General features: G+C 61.3%; 26 protein-coding genes and 1 pseudogene. 16 read left to right on the forward strand and 11 right to left on the reverse strand.

Annotated elements, in window-relative coordinates; translation table 11 throughout:
• Positions 1-39 precede the first annotated feature (39 nt).
• Positions 40-375 carry a hypothetical protein gene (locus ACOYXI_RS07810; protein WP_003225912.1) on the reverse strand — a complete coding sequence of 112 codons (336 nt, stop codon included), beginning with the start codon at positions 373-375 and terminating at the stop codon, positions 40-42.
• Positions 376-560: 185 nt separating this feature from the next.
• On the opposite strand from ACOYXI_RS07810, the gene ACOYXI_RS07815 reads away from it, so the two are divergent.
• Positions 561-800, forward strand: coding sequence for a hypothetical protein (locus tag ACOYXI_RS07815; RefSeq protein ID WP_098964368.1), 240 nt, complete (start codon positions 561-563; stop codon positions 798-800).
• A 61-nt stretch (positions 801-861) separates the two neighbouring features.
• On the opposite strand, the gene ACOYXI_RS07820 is transcribed toward ACOYXI_RS07815, so the two are convergent.
• Complete coding sequence (locus ACOYXI_RS07820) at positions 862-1,059, reverse strand: DUF2188 domain-containing protein (RefSeq protein ID WP_461674669.1); 198 nt, start codon at positions 1,057-1,059, stop codon at positions 862-864.
• A gap of 222 nt (positions 1,060-1,281) precedes the next feature.
• Between ACOYXI_RS07820 and ACOYXI_RS07825 the strand changes: the two genes are divergently transcribed.
• Positions 1,282-1,644, forward strand: a complete 363-nt coding sequence (locus ACOYXI_RS07825; RefSeq protein WP_098964369.1) for an NUDIX hydrolase — start codon at positions 1,282-1,284, stop codon at positions 1,642-1,644.
• A gap of 4 nt (positions 1,645-1,648) precedes the next feature.
• Here the strand turns inward: ACOYXI_RS07825 and ACOYXI_RS07830 are convergent, their stop codons facing one another.
• The 3 genes from ACOYXI_RS07830 to ACOYXI_RS07840 all read right to left on the reverse strand — a co-directional run bounded on the left by ACOYXI_RS07830 (position 1,649) and on the right by ACOYXI_RS07840 (position 3,979).
• Complete coding sequence (locus ACOYXI_RS07830) at positions 1,649-1,891, reverse strand: DUF1652 domain-containing protein (RefSeq protein WP_003225919.1); 243 nt, start codon at positions 1,889-1,891, stop codon at positions 1,649-1,651.
• Positions 1,892-2,000: 109 nt separating this feature from the next.
• Entirely contained in the window at positions 2,001-2,900 is a 900-nt protein-coding gene (locus ACOYXI_RS07835; RefSeq protein WP_461674670.1) for a polysaccharide deacetylase family protein, read from the reverse strand.
• Between the two features lie 131 nt (positions 2,901-3,031).
• A complete protein-coding gene (locus ACOYXI_RS07840) occupies positions 3,032-3,979 on the reverse strand; it encodes an ABC transporter substrate-binding protein (protein ID WP_027612983.1) in 948 nt (315 codons plus the stop codon).
• A 292-nt stretch (positions 3,980-4,271) separates the two neighbouring features.
• Here ACOYXI_RS07840 and ACOYXI_RS07845 point away from each other — a divergent pair, with 292 nt between their 5' ends.
• From ACOYXI_RS07845 to ACOYXI_RS07860, 4 genes are all read left to right on the forward strand, one after another.
• Positions 4,272-5,258, forward strand: a complete 987-nt coding sequence (locus ACOYXI_RS07845; RefSeq protein WP_461674671.1) for an aliphatic sulfonate ABC transporter substrate-binding protein — start codon at positions 4,272-4,274, stop codon at positions 5,256-5,258.
• A gap of 60 nt (positions 5,259-5,318) precedes the next feature.
• Positions 5,319-6,164, forward strand: a complete 846-nt coding sequence (locus ACOYXI_RS07850) for an ABC transporter permease (RefSeq protein WP_461674672.1) — start codon at positions 5,319-5,321, stop codon at positions 6,162-6,164.
• 48 nt (positions 6,165-6,212) lie between these two features.
• Positions 6,213-6,893, forward strand: a complete 681-nt coding sequence (locus ACOYXI_RS07855; protein ID WP_461674673.1) for an SOS response-associated peptidase — start codon at positions 6,213-6,215, stop codon at positions 6,891-6,893.
• A gap of 278 nt (positions 6,894-7,171) precedes the next feature.
• Entirely contained in the window at positions 7,172-7,444 is a 273-nt protein-coding gene (locus tag ACOYXI_RS07860; protein ID WP_027612979.1) for a hypothetical protein, read from the forward strand.
• Between the two features lie 44 nt (positions 7,445-7,488).
• Here ACOYXI_RS07860 and ACOYXI_RS07865 read toward each other — a convergent pair whose 3' ends face one another.
• From ACOYXI_RS07865 to ACOYXI_RS07875, 3 genes and pseudogenes are all read right to left on the reverse strand, one after another.
• Positions 7,489-7,644, reverse strand: coding sequence for a hypothetical protein (locus tag ACOYXI_RS07865; RefSeq protein WP_202368532.1), 156 nt, complete (start codon positions 7,642-7,644; stop codon positions 7,489-7,491).
• A 62-nt stretch (positions 7,645-7,706) separates the two neighbouring features.
• A pseudogene (locus ACOYXI_RS07870) lies at positions 7,707-8,019 on the reverse strand (AzlD domain-containing protein).
• The gene (locus ACOYXI_RS07875; protein ID WP_461674674.1) at positions 8,019-8,717 is read right to left on the reverse strand and encodes an AzlC family ABC transporter permease; all 699 of its coding nucleotides are present in this window, start codon (positions 8,715-8,717) and stop codon (positions 8,019-8,021) included. Before ACOYXI_RS07875 ends, ACOYXI_RS07870 begins: the two are co-directional and overlap by 1 nt.
• 152 nt (positions 8,718-8,869) lie before the next feature.
• Here ACOYXI_RS07875 and ACOYXI_RS07880 point away from each other — a divergent pair, with 152 nt between their 5' ends.
• Positions 8,870-9,256 carry a DUF2784 domain-containing protein gene (locus tag ACOYXI_RS07880; protein ID WP_461674675.1) on the forward strand — a complete coding sequence of 129 codons (387 nt, stop codon included), beginning with the start codon at positions 8,870-8,872 and terminating at the stop codon, positions 9,254-9,256.
• On the opposite strand, the gene ACOYXI_RS07885 is transcribed toward ACOYXI_RS07880, so the two are convergent.
• Complete coding sequence (locus ACOYXI_RS07885) at positions 9,253-9,780, reverse strand: DUF3087 domain-containing protein (protein WP_461674676.1); 528 nt, start codon at positions 9,778-9,780, stop codon at positions 9,253-9,255. The genes ACOYXI_RS07880 and ACOYXI_RS07885 overlap by 4 nt on opposite strands.
• A 223-nt stretch (positions 9,781-10,003) precedes the next feature.
• Between ACOYXI_RS07885 and ppnN the strand changes: the two genes are divergently transcribed.
• Both ppnN and ACOYXI_RS07895 read left to right on the forward strand, forming a co-directional pair.
• Positions 10,004-11,377, forward strand: coding sequence for a nucleotide 5'-monophosphate nucleosidase PpnN (gene ppnN, locus ACOYXI_RS07890; RefSeq protein ID WP_027612974.1), 1,374 nt, complete (start codon positions 10,004-10,006; stop codon positions 11,375-11,377).
• A gap of 308 nt (positions 11,378-11,685) precedes the next feature.
• Positions 11,686-12,420, forward strand: a complete 735-nt coding sequence (locus ACOYXI_RS07895; RefSeq protein WP_461674677.1) for a substrate-binding periplasmic protein — start codon at positions 11,686-11,688, stop codon at positions 12,418-12,420.
• Positions 12,421-12,553: 133 nt separating this feature from the next.
• On the opposite strand, the gene ACOYXI_RS07900 is transcribed toward ACOYXI_RS07895, so the two are convergent.
• On the reverse strand, positions 12,554-13,948 hold the full coding sequence (locus tag ACOYXI_RS07900; protein ID WP_461674678.1) for an FAD/NAD(P)-binding protein: 1,395 nt from the start codon (positions 13,946-13,948) through the stop codon (positions 12,554-12,556).
• Positions 13,949-14,512 (reverse strand): helix-turn-helix domain-containing protein, encoded by a 564-nt coding sequence (locus tag ACOYXI_RS07905; RefSeq protein ID WP_461674679.1) that lies wholly within the window; start codon positions 14,510-14,512, stop codon positions 13,949-13,951. It lies immediately after the preceding gene.
• 85 nt (positions 14,513-14,597) lie between these two features.
• Between ACOYXI_RS07905 and ACOYXI_RS07910 the strand changes: the two genes are divergently transcribed.
• The 7 genes from ACOYXI_RS07910 to ACOYXI_RS07940 all read left to right on the forward strand — a co-directional run bounded on the left by ACOYXI_RS07910 (position 14,598) and on the right by ACOYXI_RS07940 (position 21,837).
• The gene (locus ACOYXI_RS07910; protein WP_135296060.1) at positions 14,598-15,533 is read left to right on the forward strand and encodes a DMT family transporter; all 936 of its coding nucleotides are present in this window, start codon (positions 14,598-14,600) and stop codon (positions 15,531-15,533) included.
• A gap of 246 nt (positions 15,534-15,779) precedes the next feature.
• The gene (locus ACOYXI_RS07915) at positions 15,780-18,698 is read left to right on the forward strand and encodes a monovalent cation/H+ antiporter subunit A (RefSeq protein WP_461674680.1); all 2,919 of its coding nucleotides are present in this window, start codon (positions 15,780-15,782) and stop codon (positions 18,696-18,698) included.
• A complete protein-coding gene (locus tag ACOYXI_RS07920) occupies positions 18,698-19,042 on the forward strand; it encodes a Na+/H+ antiporter subunit C (protein ID WP_003225953.1) in 345 nt (114 codons plus the stop codon). Before ACOYXI_RS07915 ends, ACOYXI_RS07920 begins: the two co-directional genes overlap by 1 nt.
• Positions 19,039-20,718 carry a monovalent cation/H+ antiporter subunit D gene (locus tag ACOYXI_RS07925; protein ID WP_098964383.1) on the forward strand — a complete coding sequence of 560 codons (1,680 nt, stop codon included), beginning with the start codon at positions 19,039-19,041 and terminating at the stop codon, positions 20,716-20,718. The genes ACOYXI_RS07920 and ACOYXI_RS07925 overlap by 4 nt, the downstream gene beginning before the upstream one ends.
• Positions 20,715-21,203: a Na+/H+ antiporter subunit E gene (locus ACOYXI_RS07930; protein WP_461674681.1), complete on the forward strand. Its 489-nt coding sequence runs from the start codon at positions 20,715-20,717 to the stop codon at positions 21,201-21,203. The genes ACOYXI_RS07925 and ACOYXI_RS07930 overlap by 4 nt, the downstream gene beginning before the upstream one ends.
• On the forward strand, positions 21,200-21,478 hold the full coding sequence (locus ACOYXI_RS07935; RefSeq protein WP_003225959.1) for a K+/H+ antiporter subunit F: 279 nt from the start codon (positions 21,200-21,202) through the stop codon (positions 21,476-21,478). Before ACOYXI_RS07930 ends, ACOYXI_RS07935 begins: the two co-directional genes overlap by 4 nt.
• A complete protein-coding gene (locus tag ACOYXI_RS07940; RefSeq protein WP_095136490.1) occupies positions 21,475-21,837 on the forward strand; it encodes a Na+/H+ antiporter subunit G in 363 nt (120 codons plus the stop codon). The genes ACOYXI_RS07935 and ACOYXI_RS07940 overlap by 4 nt, the downstream gene beginning before the upstream one ends.
• Positions 21,838-21,867: the final 30 nt, after the last annotated feature.

Genomic DNA, 21,867 nt, shown 5'->3' on the forward strand with positions numbered 1-21,867 from the left:
GCTTTTTGTGCGGCTGGTTTTTGCTGCGGAGGCTGGGCTTTACAGGCAGTCACGCACCGATTTGCGCAACGACCCGGACTTGGCCCATGGCGGTCCCTGATACAGGGAAACGCGACTACCGTCCTTGTATTTGATGATGTCGAGAATCTCGTCGGCGGTGACGAGGCTCGGCGCCTTGATCCGGTAGCCGTTGGAAATGGACGTCTGCGTGGTCTTCGGAATGTCCTGCTGCCACAACGGCAACAAGCACGCGGCATAGTCTTTAGGCGCTTTGGTGGTGGTTTTGCTGAGATTTGGCTCGCCCGGCACCAGCGATGCTGGCAATGAGCAACCCGCCAGCAATGCCAACGCCAAACTCCCGATCCATATCCGCATGGTGTTTCCCTGATCTGAAAAAAAGCGAATGTAACGTGTAACCGGTTGTACATCCATCCCGACGCCCCGCTACAAGGGCATTTGGACAAATATTTACATGCATGCAGCCCGGTGGCAGACGAGCTGCGCATCATCGAAGAAAAATGCGACTACTCTGTTCTACCGAGAATGTTCCGGAGGTGATCATGCGGCTCAATGAATACGAACACGAACTTCAGCGCGACCTGCAAGCCGTTGCATCGGATCTGAGATGGTCGGCGGTCGACCTCAAACGCATCGCCGAACAGCTGCGCAAGAGCGGCAATGAAGCGGATGCCCAGGCGGTACTCAGGTCCTGCGAGGTGCTGCAAAGTGATGAAGAACGCTTGCAGCTGTATGCCAAGGAAGTGAAAACGCGCTCCATCAGCCGGATCAAAGTCCACTGATCCCCCCCTTTACCTCAACAAAAGCCCCGGCAATCACCGGGGCTCTTTCGTTACATTTGCTTCAACTTGCAGTGTGACTTCGCGCTCGCACCGAGCGTTTTCTGTAACCCGGCAACGCAGCGGCATAGGCCAGCGCTTCCTCTCTGCTACCGAACGACGCAAGCCGATCGCCGTGAGTACAAACCCGCCACGGGCCGTTGTTCACGCTGAGTACGTCGTAGCCGTTCATGTGCATTTTGTTCAAGACCGGAATGCTCATGGGTACCTCCTTTTTGCCGACGGTGGATTCAGCTCTGCCTTTTTAACTTACACCCGGATGCCGCAGTTGTGCCGACCGGGTGTCGCCATCGCGATGCGCCAAGGCTCTGGCACTTTCCGCCAGGCCAAACACTCAAAACCCCGAGGGAACCTTTGAATCCGGGCCCGGCTCGAATATTGCAGTTTTATTTCATTTATGTGACACGCAGTAAACAGGTAACAGATGAAAGTACGCGCAACCGTTATTTGCGAGCAGGATCGACACGTTCTCCTGGTGCGCAAACCCCGCTGTCGCTGGACACTGCCCGGCGGCAAGGTCGAGCCTGGGGAAACCAAAGCCGGGGCGGCGACGCGCGAGCTGCAGGAAGAAACAGCACTGGATGCCGAGCAGATGTTGTATCTGATGGAACTGCACAGCGGCAGCACCCAGCATCATGTCTACGAGGCGTCAGTGCTCGATCTTGAGCAGTTGCGCCCGCAAAACGAGATCACCGAATGCATCTGGCATCCGCTGGACGCGGTGCAGAATCTGCCCACCAGCGACGCGACGTTACGTATCGTGCAGGCGTTTCAACGGCGCTTGTGAGAGATCAGCCGGCGAACGCCCGGCGCCCGGCACTCATTTCCGTGCGCAATTCGCCAATGAAGTTGGAAATGTCGCGGATTGTCACCAGATGTTCCGGTGAGACGCCATTGAGCAACAACTCGACTCGCCCGGAGTCAGGCTCATAAACCTTGATCCGCAACAGTCCCTGCTCCACTTGTGTGCATTCGCATTCAAGCGACGGAAAGCCGGATTCGACAATCCGGCAGATGTCGGCAATGGCTAGCATGGGCGCACGCCTCGCAGGCGATGAGTCGATCGACCCGTTGAGCATAGATGAGCCCTCAGCAACCCGCCGCCCCGAGAAGTGCCAACCCGATCACATTTTTCGCGCAGCCTTAGTGGGCGTCATGATCCCAGATCCAGTTCCACATCCCCGGCAACTGCACCGGCTGCGAACTCTGCTCAACCGTACGCGCCAGCGCCGCCTTCAACAGCGCCGCGTGATCATCGTAGAACGGTTTGTCCGCCAGTTTCACGCCCGTGGCGGCGGCGCTGTCGAGCAGGATTTGCAGGTATTCGCGGGTATGCCGCGCGGTGTAGCGGTTGAGGTCATGAAAGGTCACCACTACCGGAATCACCCCGTCTACGGTCGGAAATTCGCCGAGGGCAATGCGCTCGCGGACTTCCGATAGCTGGCGCAGCATATTCGCCCGACGTCGGGGACTGGCGTTGAAGCCCCAGATCTTGCCGTCATTGGCGCTCAAATCAGTCAACAACACGTGCAAGCCATGCTGCTGATAGGCGGCGAAGGTGCGCTTGTCGTAATTCCAGAATGGCGGACGCAGCAGGATCGGTGCTGCTCCGGTGATCGCGGCGATATCCGCCGTGCCGTTGCTCAACGACTGCTCCAGTTCTTGCGGATCGAGCGAGCGATGGTTGGTGTGCCAATGGGTGGCGGTGTGGAATCCGAGGATGTGCCCTTCGGCGTGCTCGCGCCGCATGATGCCGCGACCAATGTCACTGTTGCCGGCGCGTGGCGCACGGGTCTGGACGAAGAACACCGCTTTGATGTCCGGTTGCACCGGGTTGACCTTGAGGCTATCGAGCACGGTCGCCGAAGGGTTCCAGAAACTCGAGGCGCTGGGGCCATCATCGAAGGTCAGCAGAAAACGCACCGGGGCCTGGGCCTTGAGCCGGGTTTCGGTTTGCGCGGTCATCTCGATCGGCGCGGCAATGCAGCCGGCCAGCCCAAGCGCGATGGCCGCTGCACAGAGAAGATTGAACGCGTATTTCATGTTTTGCCTTGCGCCTGGCCGTTGCGGCCCTGTTGTCGACTGGCAAAACTCCCTCGCCCTGATCCATCCCTGCGCCCGGCTTCGCGAGCCAGATTTGGATAGGGTACACAGGCTTTGGTTCCGGCGCTCGCTCAGTCAGCCAGAGCCTGTTGAAACGAGGTATCGATGACCCCGGCGGTGGCCAGCGGCGCCGGCAGTGCCTTGACCTTGAACAGGAAGTCCGCGGTGCCTTGCAGGTCGACCGCCGCCTGCTGATCCACCGGCCCGACAGTCATGTGCGCCTGACGCAACCAGTGCCGTGAAACCTGCTGATCGAGATTGGCTTTCTTCGCCCACAGGTCCGCGTATTCGTCAGTGTGGCTGTCGACCCAGGCCCGCGCCTGTTTCAAACGCCCGAGAAAATCGGCGATCGCTGCGCGTTTGCTGTCGATCGAAGGCGCCGACGCGGCAATCGCGCTGAGGCCCGGCATCAGGTTTTTCGCGGTGAGAATCGGCCGCGCACCGGAGAACACGATTTGCTGGGAGATGTACGGTTCCCACACCGGGAAAGCGTCGATGCTGCCCTGTGGCAATGCCGCTGCCGCATCAATCGGCATCAATTTGACGAAGTCGACGTAGTTTTCCGGCAGACCGCCCTGCTCTAGGGCGCGCAAGGTCAGCTGCTGGCTCCAGGCGCCGGGCCAGTAGGCGACTTTCTTGCCCTTCAGATCAGCGATGGTTTTCACCGGCGAATCTTTCGGCACCAGCAAGGCGATAGTGTCCGGGTTCTGCCGCGACACACCGATCAGTTTCACCGGCGCCTGTTTGGCGGCGAGAAACAGAAAACCCGAATCGCCAAGAAAGCCCAGATCCAGCGAGCCGGTCTGCAGCGCCTCGGCCAGTGGCGCGGCGGCCTGGAAGTGCTTCCAGTCGACGCTGTAAGGCGCGTCTTTCAACACGCCGGAGGCTTCGACCGAAGCGCGGATGTTGTAGTAGTTCTGGTCACCAACATGCAGGACCAACGGCTCGGCGGCGTGGGCAAGCGGTGCGGTGAATAACGCGGTCATCAGTGTGCTGCGGAGCAAACGAGAGAGCTTCATGGGAGGTCCTGCGACGGGATTTTGCATAGACCATAACGCTGTTGATAAACCGATTTTAAATTCGATTAAGGCATAAGCTCAGCGCCCGGAATGCTCACTGTCCGTTGCGCAACAGTGCATTGCCACAATGTTTCCCAAGCAACAGTTGAAAGGCGCTAAAACCGGGGAAAACCCCGTAAACATGGGTCGAAACGCACATGGCACAGAGCCTGCAATATTCCATTCATGCAGGACGCAGCCGATAAAAATATATTTTTGGACATAACAACCAGTGCCTTTGCCGGAGCGCCCCATGACATCGTTCTTACCGTTTATCCGCCTCAAAACGCTGCTGGTCGCCAGCGCCCTGGCATTGAGCCTGCAACCGCTGGCCGAAGCCGCCGAAGCGCCGCCTGCGGAAGTCCATCTGGATTACGCCTACTACTCACCCGTGAGTCTGGTGCTCAAACATTTCGGTTTTCTCGAAAAGGCCCTGCCACAGACCAAAGTCAGTTGGGTGCTGAGCCAGGGCAGTAACCGTTCGCTGGAATACCTGAACAGCGGTGGCGTCGATTTCGCCTCCAGCGCCAGCCTCGCTGCCGTGCTGAGCCGGGCCAACGGCAGCCCGATCAAATCGGTATACGTTTACAGCCGTGCCGAATGGACCGCGCTGGTGGTGCGCAAGGATTCGCCGTACCAGAGCCTCGCCGACCTCAAGGGCAAGAAAATCGCCGCCACCAAAGGCACCGATCCGTACCTGTTCACCCTGCGCAGCCTGCAACAGGCCGGGTTGAAGAAAGACGACGTGGAACTGGTGCACCTGCAACATCCGGACGGCCGCACCGCGCTGGAAAAAGGCGATGTCGACGCCTGGGCCGGACTCGATCCGCACATGGCCGCCAGCCAGGTGCAGGCCGGTTCACGTCTGCTGTATCGCAACCCGGCATTCAACAGCTACGGCGTGGTCAGCGTCACCGAGCAGTACGCCAAGGAGCATCCGCAAACCATCGACACCGTGATCAAAGCCTACGAGCAGGCGCGGGACTGGGCGCTGAAAAATCCCGACGAGTTCGCCGCGCTGCTCGCCAAGGAATCCGGTCTGCCGCTGGACGTGGCCAAACTACAGTTGTCGCGCACCGACCTGAGCAGTCCGCAACTGACCGCCAACGATGTGCAGGCCTCGAAGGCGGCGGCACCGATTCTTGTGTCCGAGGAACTGGTGCGGCGTGGGGTGAATGTCGATCAAGTCATCGATCAGTTGCTCGACAGCGGAGTGCAGCAAGCCGTCGCCCGCCAGTAATCGACCAGACTCACAGCCCATCCGCGCCCGACGCGGATTCGCTGTGAGCGGAGCCCACGTATGAGCACTCGCAGTAACGAACTGCCCGCGCCGCCTCGCAGCTTGTCGAGGCCGCGTCCTTCATCTCTCAACCCGACATGGCGACGGCGCCTGAAAGGCCTGGCCCTGCCGCTGCTGATCGTAATCGCACTGGAGTTCATCGTGCGTCTCGGCTGGCTGCCGTCCTATCAGATGCCGGCGCCCAGCGAGATCGCCCTGACCCTCACCGACCTCGCCGAAGGCGCCCTGTGGAAACACATCAGCGCCAGCCTGTTGCGGGTGTTGCTCGGTTTTGCAATTGGCGCCAGCCTGGCGCTGGTGTTCGCCGCTTGGGTCGGCCTGAGCCGTGAGGCCGAGGCTTATCTGGAACCGACATTCGCCGCGCTGCGTTCGATTCCGAGTCTGGCCTGGGTGCCGCTGTTGCTGCTGTGGCTGGGCATCGATGAAACCTCGAAGATCGTGCTGATCGCCATCGGCGCGTTTTTTCCGGTGTACGTCAACGTGGTCGCGGCGATTCGCAACATCGATCGCAAACTGGTCGAAGTCGGACACATCTATGGCTTCAGCCGCTGGCAACTGGTGCGGCGGATTCTGCTGCCTGCCGCCCTGCCCGGCCTGTTCACAGGGCTACGCAGCGGCATGAGTCTGGCGTGGATGTTTCTGGTGGCCGCCGAACTGATCGCCGCGACCAAGGGCCTCGGTTATCTGCTCAGCGACGGCCGCGAAACCTCGCGACCGGACATCGTGCTGGCGGCGATTATCGTGCTCGCCGTGCTCGGCAAACTCAGCGACGGTTTGCTCGCAGTGCTGGAACGCCGCTGGCTGATCTGGCGCGACACGTTCACCGGTCAGGAGGCGCAGGATTGATTGGCCAGAGCCAACTAAGCTGAAAGCGTCCACCCAGAGATTCGGCGCATGTGCGGAAGACTCTCGCAGTACCGCGGCATTCACGACTTTGTCGCGGTGCTGAGCATTCCCGATGCGCTGATCAATCACGTCGGCGACGCTGCGCTGGAGCGCTACAACGCGGCGCCGACCACGTCACTCGCGGTGCTCCATCAACATGATCAACGCCTGTATGCCGACAACTTGCGCTGGGGCTGGCGCCCGCACTGGGCCAAAGACCGCGCGGCGCCGATCAACGCCCGCGTGGAGAAAGTCGCCCATGGGCCGTTCTTCCGGGCGATCTGGCGTCATCGGCTGATCGTGCCCATCGACAACTGGTTCGAATGGGTCGACGGCCCGGATAAAACCCGACAGCCGTGGCTGATCCGTCGTGCCGATCACGGGCCGGTTTTCTGTGCGGCCATCGGCCAATTTCCGACACCCGGCAGCGATGCTCGGGACGACGATGGATTCGTGATCATCACCGCCGATAGCGTCGGAGGCATGCTCGATATCCATGACCGAAGACCCGTGGTCTTTCGCGCGGAGCTGGCTGCCGAATGGCTAGATCCGGCAACACCTGCGGAGCGCGCCGAACAGATGCTGCTGTTTGAAGGTGAAACCAGTGAGGCATTTGCCTGGCACAAGGTTGGCAAAGCCGTCGGCAATTCACGCAATCAGGGTGCCGGACTGATTGACGAAGTGGCTTAAAGATCCGTGATCTCACGCGTTTACCCTGTAGGAGCTGCCGCAGGTGATAACAGGTGACACTCGATCTTTACAGTGAGTGTTTCATTGTTGAGACAGCCCGAAAAAAACAGTCGTTTGAGCGAACCAACCGCCTGTCTGACATTTCAACCGTCATACATACATTTAGATGCGCTACGGATAGCATGCGCGCCGCATTTCCAATTGGCATACCAGTTGACCAAAGAGTCAGCAAAACCAGGAATCCCCTACAACTTTAACAAGCCTTGCAGAGAACTAAGTTGCGCGACGATTTTGCAATCAAACAGGCCAACGGCCTGGAGTGTATCTATCTGTCCATGACAGAACGCTTTCAACTCGACTGTTTTATCGGCCACTACATCAAGACCCGAAACCTGCGTTCAGTGCCGGACATCGAACGCATCCTGCGCACCACCCTCGAAGGCTATCCCGGGCACCCACCGGTGATGGTCAACGAGCTCAATGCATGGATCGACAAGACTCTGGGCTATCGGGCGTCACATCCGGACTTCCCGTCTCTGGAAGACCTCTGAACAACAAAAAGCCCCGCTGTTGCGGGGCTTTTTGCAGATTGCTCTCAGAGCTTCATATCAGGCCCGGTGAGTTCCTTGCCATCGTCGTGCTTCCACGTCTGTTCCTTGCGTTTCTCTCGCTCGATTTCTTCTTCGCTGGGCTCGTCTACTTCATCGTCTACTTGTTCGTCTTCATCCGGACGCTTTTGCTCGGTCGTCATGTGCACCTCGCCTTGTCAAAAATAGTCATCCAACTAGCGTAGAACAGTTTTTTACCGGCAACTTACAACCACCAGCGCAGCAAAAAAGAAAAACGCCATGCTCAAAAGCATGCTGAGCAAGGTATTGCGGGTGTACAGCACCAGTCCGATCGCCACCAGCGAACTAAGCAAATACGGATTATCCCACTGCAGATTCAACTGTTTGTCCGGCATGAACACGATCGGCCCGCAGATCGCGGTCAACATGCCCGGCACGGCAAAGCCGAGAAACTGCCGCGCATTGCTGCTCAAGCGCAGCGGCAGGCGCGGTTCGAGAAACACGTAACGGTTGAGGAACACCAGAATCCCCATGCCGAAAATCACTGCCCAGACCATCATTTGCGCCCCCGATACAACTTGTTGCAGACAAACCCTGCGGTCATCCCGGCCAGCCCCGACAACACCAGTGCCGAGCCCCACTGCCAATAGCTGAACAGCACCGAGCAGAACAGCGAAACCGCCACACACACCACGGTCGGCACGTTACGCACCACCGGGGTGATCAATGCGATGAAAGTGGCGGCAATCGAGAAATCCAGCCCCAAGTGCTCAAGCCCCGGAATGCTGCTGCCCAAGACGATGCCGGCCAGGGTGAAGAGGTTCCAGGCGATATAGAACGTCAGGCCGACGCCCAAGGCGTACCAGCGGTTGAACTGCTGACGATCATGCTGACTGGTCAGGGCGAACAGTTCATCGGTGAGCAAAAAGCCCAGGCCGATGCGCCAGCGCCCGGGCAGCGGTGAGATCACCGAGCGCATGCTCATCCCATATAACAGGTGCTGCGAGGTCAGCAGCAGCGTGGTCAACAGGATCGAGAAAATCCCGGCACCGCCCTTGAGCATGCCGATCGCCACCAGTTGCGCGGCCCCTGCGAACACGATGCTCGACAGGCCCTGCCCCTGTAACGGCGTGAGATTGGCTTCGATCGCCATGGAGCCGGCCAGCAGCCCCCACGGCGCCGTCGCCAGTGATAACGGCATGATCGCCGCAGCGCCGCGAAGAAACGCACGGCGCGGCATAAGTGAGTCAGACATAACGCTCTTCAACCGAGGAAACGGTCGCAGACTCTGCCAGCAAGTGCCCCTTCGTGGCTTGAACAATCTTGCGCACTTGCGCTAAATCGCAGCGCCCCAGCGTCGCTGTCGGCGTACCATGGAGGCCTTCACAACCACGTCAGGGAGACGACATGCTGTACCGAATCGCAGCCGACGGGCTGGTGCTGTTCCATCTGTCATTCATTCTGTTCGTACTGTTCGGCGGGCTGCTGGTGCTCAAGTGGCCACGCCTGATGTGGCTGCATCTGCCGGCGGCTGCATGGGGCGTGGCGGTCGAGGTGTTGCACCTGACTTGTCCGCTGACCTACTGGGAAAACCTGATGCGCCACGCCGCCGGGCAGACCGAATACGCCGGCGGCTTCATCGAGCACTACATTTGGCCGATCATCTACCCCGCCGGGCTGACGCCGCAGATCCAGTTGGCGCTGGGCAGCGTGGTGCTGGCGATCAACCTGCTGGTCTATGCACGCCTGGTCCGTGCGTGGAAACTGCGCCGCGCCAGCCGTATTCCGTTTTAACGCGCGGCGGGTTTCAAGGCTTGCAGCCAGGCCGGATCCAGGCGCTTCTGGTCGATCTCCAGGCCCCGCGCCTGCATCCGTTCCTTGTGCGCTTCGACTTCCCGGTGCAATTGCGCGTGATCGCTGGAGTTACCGTCCAGTTCGTGCATCTGTGTCAGCCCCAGATGATAGAAGCGCAGCACCTTCATCGCGGTCGGATCGTTCTGTTCCACCGCAGCGGTCACCTGATGCATCACGTTGGTCACGCTCATCAGGCTGCGCTTGAGCCGCCAGCTATAGACCGCCGGGGCCATCCACGGCTGCTGCCAGAATTGCCCGCGCAGCAGCGCCGCCGTCAGCAGGAAGGCGACGAACACCCCGCCGACATTGAACCGCAAGTTATCGCCGCCCGGTTCGCCGAACAGCGCCACCGCCGCCGTCGAAAGCACCATCGCCAACACCAGAAACAGCACGGCAATGATCAGCGTGCTGCGGCGGGTCTGCTGGCGAAACGTTGCTGGGTCCATCGGCTGAATCTCGAACATCGGGCATGACTTCCTTGAGCGATAAAAAGGGCAACGGAAAAAACTCGCTGCGCATTATCGCCTCTCTCGGGGATTTAGCTATGCTGGGGGCCCTTTTCAACTTTTCAGCGTCCAACGAGGACATGGCGGTACAGCGCAGATCGTGCCATCTTCATTCATGGATACACACTATTCGGATGCCATTTGCCTGCCATTGGAATGACATCGTTTTAAGGATCATTGCATGACCCAACGACACGTAATCAACGCCTCGGTCAGCCCGAAAGGCAGCCTGGAAACCCTTTCTCAACGTGAAGTTCAGCAACTGAGCGAAGCCGGCTCCGGCAGCACCTACACCCTCTTCCGCCAGTGCGCCCTGGCCATCCTCAATACCGGCGCGCATGTCGACAACGCCAAGACCATCCTCGAAGCCTACAAGGACTTCGAAATCCGCATTCACCAGCAGGATCGCGGCGTGCGCCTCGAACTGCTGAACGCCCCGGCCGACGCGTTCGTCGACGGCGAAATGATCGCCAGCACCCGGGAAATGCTGTTCAGCGCCCTGCGTGACATCGTCTACACCGAAAACGAACTCGACAGCCAACGCATCGACCTCAGCACCTCGCAAGGCATCAGCGACTACGTGTTCCACCTGCTGCGCAACGCGCGCACCCTGCGGCCGGGTGTGGAGCCGAAAATCGTCGTGTGCTGGGGCGGCCACTCGATCAACACCGAAGAATACAAATACACCAAGAAAGTCGGCCACGAACTGGGCTTGCGCAGCCTCGACATCTGCACCGGTTGCGGCCCCGGCGTGATGAAAGGCCCGATGAAGGGCGCGACCATCGCCCACGCCAAGCAGCGCATCCATGGCGGGCGCTACCTTGGCCTGACCGAGCCGGGGATCATCGCCGCCGAAGCGCCGAACCCGATCGTCAACGAACTGGTGATCCTGCCGGACATCGAAAAACGTCTGGAAGCGTTCGTGCGTGTCGGCCACGGCATCATCATCTTCCCGGGCGGCGCCGGCACCGCCGAAGAGTTCCTTTACCTGCTGGGCATCCTGATGCACCCGGACAACGCCGGCCTGCCGTTCCCGGTGATCCTGACCGGGCCGAAACATGCCGCGCCGTATCTGGAGCAACTCGATGCCTTCGTCACCGCCACCCTCGGCGATGCGGCGAAGCAGCACTACGAGATCATCATCGACGACCCGGCCGAAGTCGCGCGGCAGATGACTGCCGGCCTCAAAGCGGTGAAGCAGTTCCGCCGCGAGCGCAACGACGCGTTCCACTTCAACTGGCTGCTGAAGATCGACGAAAGCTTCCAGCGTCCGTTCGATCCGACCCACGAGAACATGGCCAACCTCAAGCTGCACCGCGACCAGCCGCCCCACGAACTGGCCGCCAACCTGCGCCGCGCGTTCTCCGGGATCGTCGCCGGCAACGTCAAGGACAAGGGCATCCGTTTGATCGAAGAACACGGGCCGTACCAGATCCGTGGTGACGCGGCGATCATGCAACCGCTCGACGCGCTGCTCAAAGCCTTCGTCGCCCAGCACCGGATGAAACTGCCGGGCGGCGCGGCGTATGTGCCGTGCTATCGCGTGGTGGCGTAACTCTCCCGCCACCGCATCCCCCTGTGCCTGCCCCCCATGCAGGCACAACAAAACCAAAGTGGGAGCGAGCCTGCTCGCGAATAGGCCAGATCAGCCACTTCAGATGTTGACTGATCCACCGTTTTCGCGAGCAGGCTCGCTCCCACAGGTTGTGTGCCAGCCACAAATGCCAGGCACACCACAATGTTTCTGCGTGCGCCGATGCTGCCAATCAGCCTTTATTTCTGACGCAAAAGCCCCGTACATTCCGCACGACAGCCACCACCGGCCCGTACTAAGCTTCGCGCTCAATTTTTCAGGGACGATTCATGAAACGGATTGCCGCGTGTCTGCTGTCACTCCTGGCCCTGGCGGCCGATGCGGCCGATCTGCAACTGCTCACCGACAACCACCCGCCCCTGCATTTCCAGCAAGGCGATCAACTGGTGGGTTACGGCGTGGATGTGGTGCGCGCGCTGGCCGAACAGACCGGCGACCGGATCGATCTGCAACAAGTGCCGTTGCTGCGCGCCCTGCGCACCGCCAGCGAAACACCCAACACCGGCGTCTTCACCGTCCTGCGTACCGACGAGCGCGATGACCGCTATCAATGGGTCGGGCCGCTGATTGAAGTCGAAACCGCGCTGTATGCCCATGCCAACAACCAGCCGCCGGTAAAAACCCTGCAGCAGGCGGATCAGGCCGGTCGTATCAGCGTGCCGCGCAAATGGCTGATCTACAGCTACCTTCAGCAGCAAAATCTGAAGAACCTCGACGGTGTCGAAACCCCGGAACAGATGATGCGTCTGTTCAGCCTGGGCCGGACCGATTTCGTGGTCTCCGACACACTCTCCACCGCCGCGCTGGCCCGCACCCAAGGCATGGAACCGGGACGCTTGCAGTATCAGATTCCGCTGATGAAACAGGACACCTACATTGCCTTTTCGCTGCAGACCGATCCGGGTCAGGTCAAACGCTGGCAACAGGCGCTGGAAACCTTGCGCGCCGACGGGCGTCTGGAGCAGATTCGCCAGCGCTGGCTGATGAATGCACTTCCGAGATGACTGAGCTGCCCCGTTCAACTGTAGGAGTGAGCCTGCTCGCGATAGCGTCAGCCCCTTCAGCAATGAGGTGAAAGACCCACCGCTATCGCGAGCAGGCTCACTCCTACAGGGATCTGTGCAAGCCGGTCTGCTTTCATTCCACCAGCCGCGCCGCCAGCGCCTTCGCCTGCAACGCCACATCCGTCACCGCAGTGCTCTCCCACCACATCCCGCGCAACGGTGGCCCCATCGCGAACAATCGGCTGCCGGCCTGCCCTTCAGCATCCAGCACCGCCCCGTCCACCGCCGCTGCAATCCCCAACGCCAACGGCCCCGGACGCACCAGCCCACGCGCCAGCAACTGCTGCGGCAGCGGTCGCGCGACGCGGCGCCAGTCGTACTCGATGCCGCTGGAATTGATCAGCGCTGCCCCCTGTACCACACAGGTTTCTACCTCGCCCCGACGCCGAATTCGAATGCTCACACCCTCGCCCGTCATCGGCTCAAGCCCTTTGAACAACGCCGCCTGAATCCGCAACCGTCCTTCGTTGTGCAAGCGCTCAACCAATGCTGCACTCAGCGGCGGCGACCGGTGATGATGACTCTCCCACCACGGCCGCACATGGCGTACGAATTGTCGACGCTCAACGTCAGTTGCCTGACTCCACAGTCGTCCGATACGGGCCCGCACCGTGTCCAGCGGCGCCTGCCAATCGATGCCCTGAGCGATCGCCTCGCGGCAATGCCTGCGCAGCTCGCGCAACAACTGTCGAGGTGTGCGAATGCTCTGATCTTCGGCAAGAAAATCCACCCACGCCGGCGGTTGCCGACGCACATGGGGCAACAGTCCGTGACGGGAAAACACTTCGATCGGCCCGCGATGACCGGCCTGCTCCAGTGAAACCACGGCATCGACCATGGTCAGGCCGGAGCCGATGATCAGCACAGTCGACTGCGGATCGAGCTGACGCATGGCGGCGACATCCCACGGATCAAGCGCTGCGGCGTTCAGGCCGCTGGACTCTTTCTGCGGCGTGCGCGCGGCGGGGAACATGCCCGTAGCGAGCACGGCATAGGCGCCGCGCAGAGTCTGCCCATTGCTCAAGCTCATTTGCACCGAATCCGCATCAGTTTGCAGATCGACGACTTCAGCGCGAACGTGCTCGACGGTCGAACCATGCTGCGCACCAACGACGCGCGCCTCGGCCAGACGCTGCTGCACATACACGCCAAACAGCCCGCGTGGAGGGAACAGCTCACTGATTGGCACATTCTGCTCGGCAGATTCCGGCCAGCCACCGGCAGCGATGTGCGCGGTCAGCCATTGAGTCAGATCATCGGGGTTATCGGGGTCGACACTCATGCGCGCCGCATTGCCGTTGAGCGTGTGGCCCAGTTCGACGGCGCTGTAAGCTTCACCGCGACCGAGTTCGGCGCGCGGTTCGATGATCAGGATCCGACGCTGGCCGGGCAGTCGCAGCAATTGCACGGCCAGCATCGTGCCGCTGAGGCCACCGCCGATGATCAGGATGTCTGCGTTCTGACTCATTCAAATCACCACATTGCGCACAAAGCGCACCGCGACCGCTCCGTCATTGCGATAGCCGTGCGGCTGGTTGCTGGCAAACATGAAAAACGCCCCGGCGGAAATGGTGTTGGCCACGTCGCCAACCGTTAACGTCAAGCAACCTTCGAACACGTAAATCTGTTCGCTCCAGCCATCGGCGTCTGGTTGCGAGGGATAGACCTCGCCCGGTTGCAGGCACCATTCCCACTGCTCGACTTCACGGGTGGCGGTGGCCTTGGACAGCAGCACCGCCTTACTTCCCGGAATCACTCCAGCCCACGCCACCTCGTTGATGCGGCTGGTATCGCGTGCGTCTGGGGCCTGGATCAGGTCGCTGAAGGCCACGTCGAGCGCTTCGGCAACGCGATCGAGGGTGGTCAGGCTGACATTCTTTTCCCCGGCCTCGATCGCCACCAGCATGCGCCGACTGACGCCGGACTTTTCCGCCAGCGCGGTCTGGCTCATGTCGGCAGCGTGGCGCAGGCGCCGAACGTTGTGACTGACGTGTTGCAGGACGGACGCCCGTTGGCTGGAATCTTTGTGCACTATATTGCTCACTCGGTGGGGTTGGGCAGTATACTGCGCAACGTTGGGCGCATTGTGCGTCCTGCCTTTTATAGTGCGCAAGGACATGACGTCAGTGAACAGCTCCCCCACGCCGCTTCGCTTCTCCCGTTTCAGCAAGGCCGAGTGCGTGCTGGTGCTGATCACCATGGTCTGGGGCGGCACGTTCCTGCTGGTGCAACACGCCATGACCGTCAGTGGGCCGATGTTCTTTGTCGGCCTGCGCTTTGCGGCGGCGGCTTGCATCGTCGCGCTGTTCTCCTGGCGCCACTTGCGTGAACTGACCCTGTTCGAGCTCAAGGCCGGATCGTTCATCGGCGTGGCGATCATGCTCGGTTACGGCTTGCAGACGGTTGGTCTGCAAACGATCCCGAGCAGTCAGTCGGCATTCATCACCGCGCTGTACGTGCCCTTCGTGCCGTTGTTGCAATGGCTGGTGCTGGGCCGTCGTCCGGGGTTGATGCCAAGCATTGGCATCATGCTGGCGTTTACCGGTCTGATGCTGTTGTCCGGGCCGTCCGGGGCGTCGTTGAATTTCAGCCCCGGCGAAATTGCCACCCTGATCAGTGCCATCGCGATTGCCGCCGAGATCATTCTGATCAGCACCTATGCCGGTCAAGTCGATGTACGCCGGGTGACCGTGGTGCAACTGGCGGCGACCTCGGTGCTGTCGTTTCTGTTGGTGGTGCCAACCGGTGAAGCGCTTCCGGATTTTTCCTGGACCTTGCTGGTGACCGCGCTGGGACTCGGCGCGGCGAGTGCGGCGATTCAGGTGGCGATGAACTGGGCGCAGAAAAGCGTTTCGCCGACCCGGGCAACATTGATCTACGCCGGTGAACCGGTGTGGGCCGGGATCGTCGGGCGAATCGCCGGCGAGCGCTTGCCGGCGATTGCGCTGGTGGGTGCGGGGTTGATTGTGGCGGCGGTGATTGTCAGCGAGCTGAAGACCAAGGGTAAGGTTGTCGAAGAAGACGCGGAGCTGGAGCGGGAGACCCAAGGTTAATCCGCAATATCTTTAGTGCCTGACCCATCGCCTTCGCGAGCAAGCCCGCTCCTACATTGGAATGTATTTCAAATGTGGGAGCGGGCTTGCTCGCGAAAGGGCCATCCGTCACAACATCCCTCCCCCTGAAACAATGCCAAACCAAATTTTTCAGACTACTTTGTAGGATTCTGAGACATCCTGGCGTTTGGTAATCAGGGAGCTGGCACGTATGATGCTTCACAAACTTCCGCAGATTAGAAGCCTATGTCCCTGATAGTTCTACTGCTTCTGCCATTCATTGGCAGCTGTCTGGCAGCGGTGCTGCCACACAACGCGCGCAATACTGAATCCCTGTTGGCAGGTCTGGTCGCTCTGATCGGCACCGTGCAGGTCGCGCTGTTGTATCCGCAAATCGCCCACGGCGGGGTGATCCGCGAAGAATTCATGTGGCTGCCCAGCCTCGGTTTGAATTTCGTCCTGCGCATGGACGGCTTCGCTTGGTTGTTCTCGTTGCTGGTGCTGGGCATCGGGGCCCTGGTCTCTTTATATGCGCGTTATTACATGTCGCCGGACGACCCGGTGCCGCGCTTCTTCGCCTTTTTCCTGGCGTTCATGGGCGCCATGCTCGGGCTGGTGATCTCCGGCAACCTGATCCAGATCGTGTTCTTCTGGGAGCTGACCAGCCTCTTCTCGTTCCTGTTGATCGGCTACTGGCACCACCGCTCCGATGCCCGGCGTGGCGCCTACATGGCGCTGATGGTCACCGGTGCGGGAGGATTGTGCCTGCTGGCGGGGGTCATGATCCTCGGCCATGTCGTCGGCAGCTATGACCTGGACAAGGTCTTGGCCGCCGGCGATCTGATTCGCGCACATGCCCTCTACCCTATTCTGCTTCCCCTCATCCTCATCGGCGCCCTCAGCAAAAGCGCCCAGTTCCCTTTCCACTTCTGGCTGCCGCACGCCATGGCGGCGCCCACTCCGGTTTCGGCCTATCTGCACTCGGCGACCATGGTCAAGGCCGGGGTGTTCCTGCTTGCGCGCCTGTGGCCGTCGCTGTCCGGCAGTGAAGAATGGTTCTACATCGTCAGCGGCGCCGGTGCGTGTACGTTGTTGCTCGGCGCCTACTGCGCGATGTTCCAGAACGATCTCAAGGGCCTGCTGGCCTACTCGACCATCAGCCATCTGGGCCTGATCACCTTGCTGCTGGGTCTGAACAGCCCGCTGGCGGCGGTTGCCGCGGTGTTCCACATTCTCAACCACGCGACCTTCAAGGCTTCGCTGTTCATGGCCGCCGGGATCATCGACCACGAAAGCGGCACCCGTGACATCCGCAAACTCAGCGGCCTGATCAAACTGATTCCGTTCACCGCCACGTTGGCGATGGTTGCCAGCGCGTCGATGGCCGGCGTACCACTGCTCAACGGCTTCCTGTCGAAAGAAATGTTCTTCGCCGAAACCGTGTTCATCAACGCCACCGCGTGGGTCGAAGCAGCGTTGCCGATTGTCGCGACCATTGCCGGTACCTTCAGCGTCGCCTACTCGCTGCGCTTTACCGTCGACGTGTTCTTCGGCCCGACGGCTACCGACCTGCCGCACACCCCGCACGAACCGCCGCGCTGGATGCGCGCGCCAGTCGAGCTGCTGGTGTTCACCTGTCTGGTCGTCGGGATCTTCCCGGCGCAAGTGGTCGGCCCGTTGCTCGCAGCCGCCGCGCTGCCGGTGGTGGGCGGGACGCTGCCGGAATACAGCCTGGCGATCTGGCACGGTCTGAACGCGCCGATGATCATGAGCCTGATCGCCATGTCCGGCGGCATCGTGGTCTATCTGCTGCTGCGCAACCAGCTCAAGCGGGGCCGCTTCAAATACCCGCCGCTGGTGGGTCGCTTCAACGGCAAGCGCCTGTTCGAGCGCAGTCTGGTGCTGATGATGCGCATGGCCCGTCGGGTAGAACGCCGACTCGGCACCCGCCGCCTGCAAATGCAACTGTTCCTGATGGTCCTGGCGGCAGTGCTCGCCGGCCTGATCCCGATGTTGCACAGCAGCCTGAGCTGGGGCGACCGGCCGAAGATTCCGGGTTCGATCGTGTTCGTCACCCTGTGGCTGCTGGCGATTGCCTGTGCCCTCGGCGCCGCATGGCAGGCCAAGTATCACCGTCTCGCCGCCCTGACCATGGTCAGCGTCTGCGGGTTGATGACCTGCGTGACCTTCGTCTGGTTCTCGGCGCCGGATCTGGCCCTGACGCAATTGGCGGTGGAAGTGGTGACCACGGTGCTGATCCTGCTCGGCCTGCGCTGGCTTCCGCGACGGATTGAAGAAGTCTCGCCACTACCATCGAGCCTGCGCAAGGCCCGGGTGCGGCGCTTGCGCGACTTGCTGCTGTCGATTGCCGTCGGCGCCGGCATGGCGCTGCTGTCCTACGCGATGCTGACCCGGCAGACGCCCAACGACATTTCCTCGTTCTACCTCAGCCGGGCCATGCCCGAGGGCGGTGGCAGCAACGTGGTCAACGTGATGCTGGTGGACTTCCGCGGCTTCGATACCCTCGGTGAAATCACCGTGCTGGTGGCCGTGGCGCTGACCGTGTTCGCCCTGCTGCGCCGCTTCCGCCCGCCGAAAGAAAGCCTGCAGTTGCCGGCCCAGCAACGTCTGCTCGCGCCGGACGTGGTCACCGATCTGGTCAACCCGCGTACAGCCAGCGACACCGCGCTCGGTTTCATGATGGTGCCGGCAGTGCTGGTGCGCCTGTTGCTGCCGATTGCGCTGGTGGTGTCGTTCTACCTGTTCATGCGCGGCCACAACCAGCCGGGCGGCGGTTTCGTCGCCGGATTGGTGATGTCAGTGGCGTTCATCCTGCAGTACATGGTCGCTGGCACCCAGTGGGTCGAGGCGCAAATGAGCCTGCGACCGCTGCGCTGGATGGGCACCGGCCTGCTGTTTGCCACCGCCACCGGTCTCGGGGCGATGGCGGTCGGCTATCCGTTCCTGACCACCCACACCTGGCATTTCGCATTGCCGCTGCTGGGCGAGATCCATATCGCCAGTGCGCTGTTCTTCGATATCGGCGTGTACGCCGTGGTCGTGGGCTCGACGCTGCTGATCCTCACCGCCCTCGCCCACCAATCGGTGCGTGGTCACAAGACCGCGTCGCTGCCCAAGTCCGTCGCCAGCAAAGGAGCCGTCTGATGGAAGAAGTCATCGCAATCGCCATCGGCGTGCTCGCCGCCTCCGGGGTCTGGCTGGTGCTGCGGCCACGGACATTTCAGGTGGTCATGGGCCTGTGCCTGCTGTCCTACGCGGTCAACCTGTTCATCTTCAGCATGGGCAGCCTGTTCATCGGTAAAGAACCGGTGATCAAGGACGGCGTGACACAGGATTTGCTGCACTACACCGATCCGCTGCCGCAGGCACTGGTGCTGACCGCGATCGTCATCAGCTTCGCCATGACCGCGCTGTTCCTGGTGGTGCTGCTGGCGTCGCGGGGCCTGACCGGCACCGACCACGTCGACGGCCGGGAGCCCAAGGAATGATGGCGATGACTCACCTGATCGCCGCACCGATCCTGCTGCCGCTGCTGACCGCCGCCATCATGTTGATGCTCGGCGAGAAGCATCGGCCGCTGAAGGCGAAAATCAATCTGTTCTCCAGCCTCGTCGGCTTGTTCATTTCGGTGATGCTGCTGCAGTGGACGCAAACCACCGGCGTGCCCGGTTCCATCGGCGTGTACCTGCCGGGCAACTGGCAGGCGCCGTTCGGCATCGTGCTGGTGGTTGATCGCCTCTCGGCCTTGATGCTGGTGTTGACCGGGATCATCGGCGTCAGCGCCCTGTTGTTCGCCATGGCGCGTTGGGACGGCGCGGGATCGAGCTTCCACGCTTTGTTCCAGATTCAGCTGATGGGCCTGTATGGGGCCTTCCTCACCGCCGACCTGTTCAACCTGTTCGTGTTCTTCGAGGTGCTGCTCGCCGCCTCGTATGGCCTGTTGCTGCACGGCTCGGGTCGGGCGCGGGTGTCGTCGGGCCTACATTACATCTCGATCAACCTGCTGGCCTCGTCGCTGTTTCTGATTGGCGCGGCGTTGATCTATGGCGTCACCGGCACCCTGAACATGGCCGATCTGGCGCTGAAGATTCCGCTGGTTCCGGAAGCCGACCGTGGCTTGCTGCACGCCGGCGCGGGGATTCTTGCGGTGGCATTCCTGGCCAAGGCCGGCATGTGGCCGCTGAACTTCTGGCTGGTGCCGGCCTACTCCTCGGCCAGTGCGCCGGTGGCGGCGATGTTCGCGATCATGACCAAGGTCGGCGTCTACACCCTGCTGCGCCTGTGGACGCTGCTGTTTTCCAGTCAGGCCGGGGCTTCGGCATTCTTCGGTGGCGACTGGCTGATCTACGGCGGCATGGCGACTATCGCCTGCGCGGCGCTGGCGATTCTGGCTGCACAACGCCTGGAGCGCATGGCCAGCCTGAGCATTCTGGTGTCGGCCGGGATTCTGCTGTCGGCGGTGGGTTTCGCCCAGCCGAACCTGATCGGCGCGGCGCTGTTCTATCTGGTCAGCTCGACCCTGGCACTGAGTGCGCTGTTCCTGCTGGCGGAGTTGATCGAGCGTTCGCGTTCGGCCAACGAAATCCCGCTGGAGGATGAAAGCGAGTTGCTGCCGCGTCCGCAGGAATCGCTGCAACCGCCCAAGGGCATCAACCTCGATGACGAGCAGAAAGCCGTGGTCGGTCAGGTCATCCCGTGGACCATGGCGTTTCTCGGCTTGAGTTTCATTGCCTGCGCGCTGCTGATCATCGGCATGCCGCCGCTGTCCGGATTCATCGGCAAGCTCAACCTGATCGGTGCGCTGCTCAATCCGCTGGGGCTGGGCGGCGAGGCACCGATCTCGAACGCTGCATGGGCGTTGCTGGCGCTGCTGATCCTCTCCGGACTGGCCTCGTTGATGGCATTCGCGCGCATGGGCATCCAGCGTTTCTGGACGCCCGAGGAGCGCCCGTCGCCGCTGCTGCGCAAGCTTGAATGCGCGCCGATCTTCCTGCTGCTGGGATTGAGCATCGCGCTGACCTTCAAGGCCGAGCCGCTGCTGCGTTACACCCAGGCCACCGCCGACGCGCTGAACAACCCGCAGCAATACGTGATGGCGGTGCTCGGCACCCGCGCCGTTCCCAGCCCTGAAGCCAAAGCGGCGATGCTGGAGGTGCAGCCATGAAGCGCGTATTTCCGGCACCGTTGCTGTCACTGGCGTTGTGGGTTTTGTGGCTGACGCTGAACCTCTCCGTCAGCCCGGGCAACCTGCTGCTCGGTGCAATCCTCGGGTTCGCCGCACCATTGATGATGCGCAAGCTGCGCCCGAAACAGGTGCGCATCCGCCGTCCGCTGACGATTTTGCGCCTGTTCCTGATGGTGGGCCGTGACGTGATCCTCTCCAATCTGATCGTCGCCTGGGGCGTGCTCAACGCCGGTCGCCGCCCGCCTCGCTCGCGCTTCGTCAAAGTTCCGCTGGACCTGCGCGACGCCAACGGCCTGGCGGCGCTGGCGATGATCTGCACCGTGGTGCCCGGCACCGTGTGGTCGGAGCTGGCGCTGGATCGCAGCATTCTGCTGCTGCACGTTTGGGATCTGGATGACGAGGCGCACTTCATCCACCACTTCAAGACTGCCTACGAGCAGCCGTTGATGGAGATTTTCGAATGAGCCCGCTGCTGTCGAACGCGATTCTGCTGACGCTGTTCCTGTTCTCGCTGGCGATGGTTCTGACCCTGATTCGCCTGTTCAAGGGGCCGTCGGCACAGGATCGGGTACTCGCTCTGGATTACCTGTACATCGTCGCCATGCTGATGATGCTGACCCTGGGCATTCGTTATTCCAGTGACACTTACTTCGAGGCGGCGCTGCTGATCGCGCTGTTCGGCTTCGTCGGCTCGTTTGCCCTGGCGAAATTCCTGCTGCGTGGCGAGGTGATCGAATGACTGCTGAATTGTCGCTGTGGGTGGAGATTCCGGTGGCGATCCTGCTGGTGCTCAGCGGGGTGTTTGCGCTGATTGGCGCGACCGGATTGCTGCGCATGAAGGATTATTTTCAGCGCATGCACCCGCCGGCGCTGGCCTCGACACTGGGCGCGTGGTGTGTCGCACTGGCTTCGATCATCTGTTTTTCTGCACTCAAGTCCGGGCCGGTGATGCATGCCTGGCTGATTCCGATTCTGCTGGCGATTACCGTACCGGTGACTACGTTGCTGCTGGCGCGGGCGGCTTTGTTCCGCAAGCGCATGGCGGGGGATGATGTGCCGGCTGAGGTGAGTAGTCGCCGCACCGAGAGTGGTAGTTAGTTTCTACATCTAGGGTGTCTGAACTGGCCT

The sequence above is a fragment of the Pseudomonas sp. G3-19 genome (assembly GCF_054855875.1).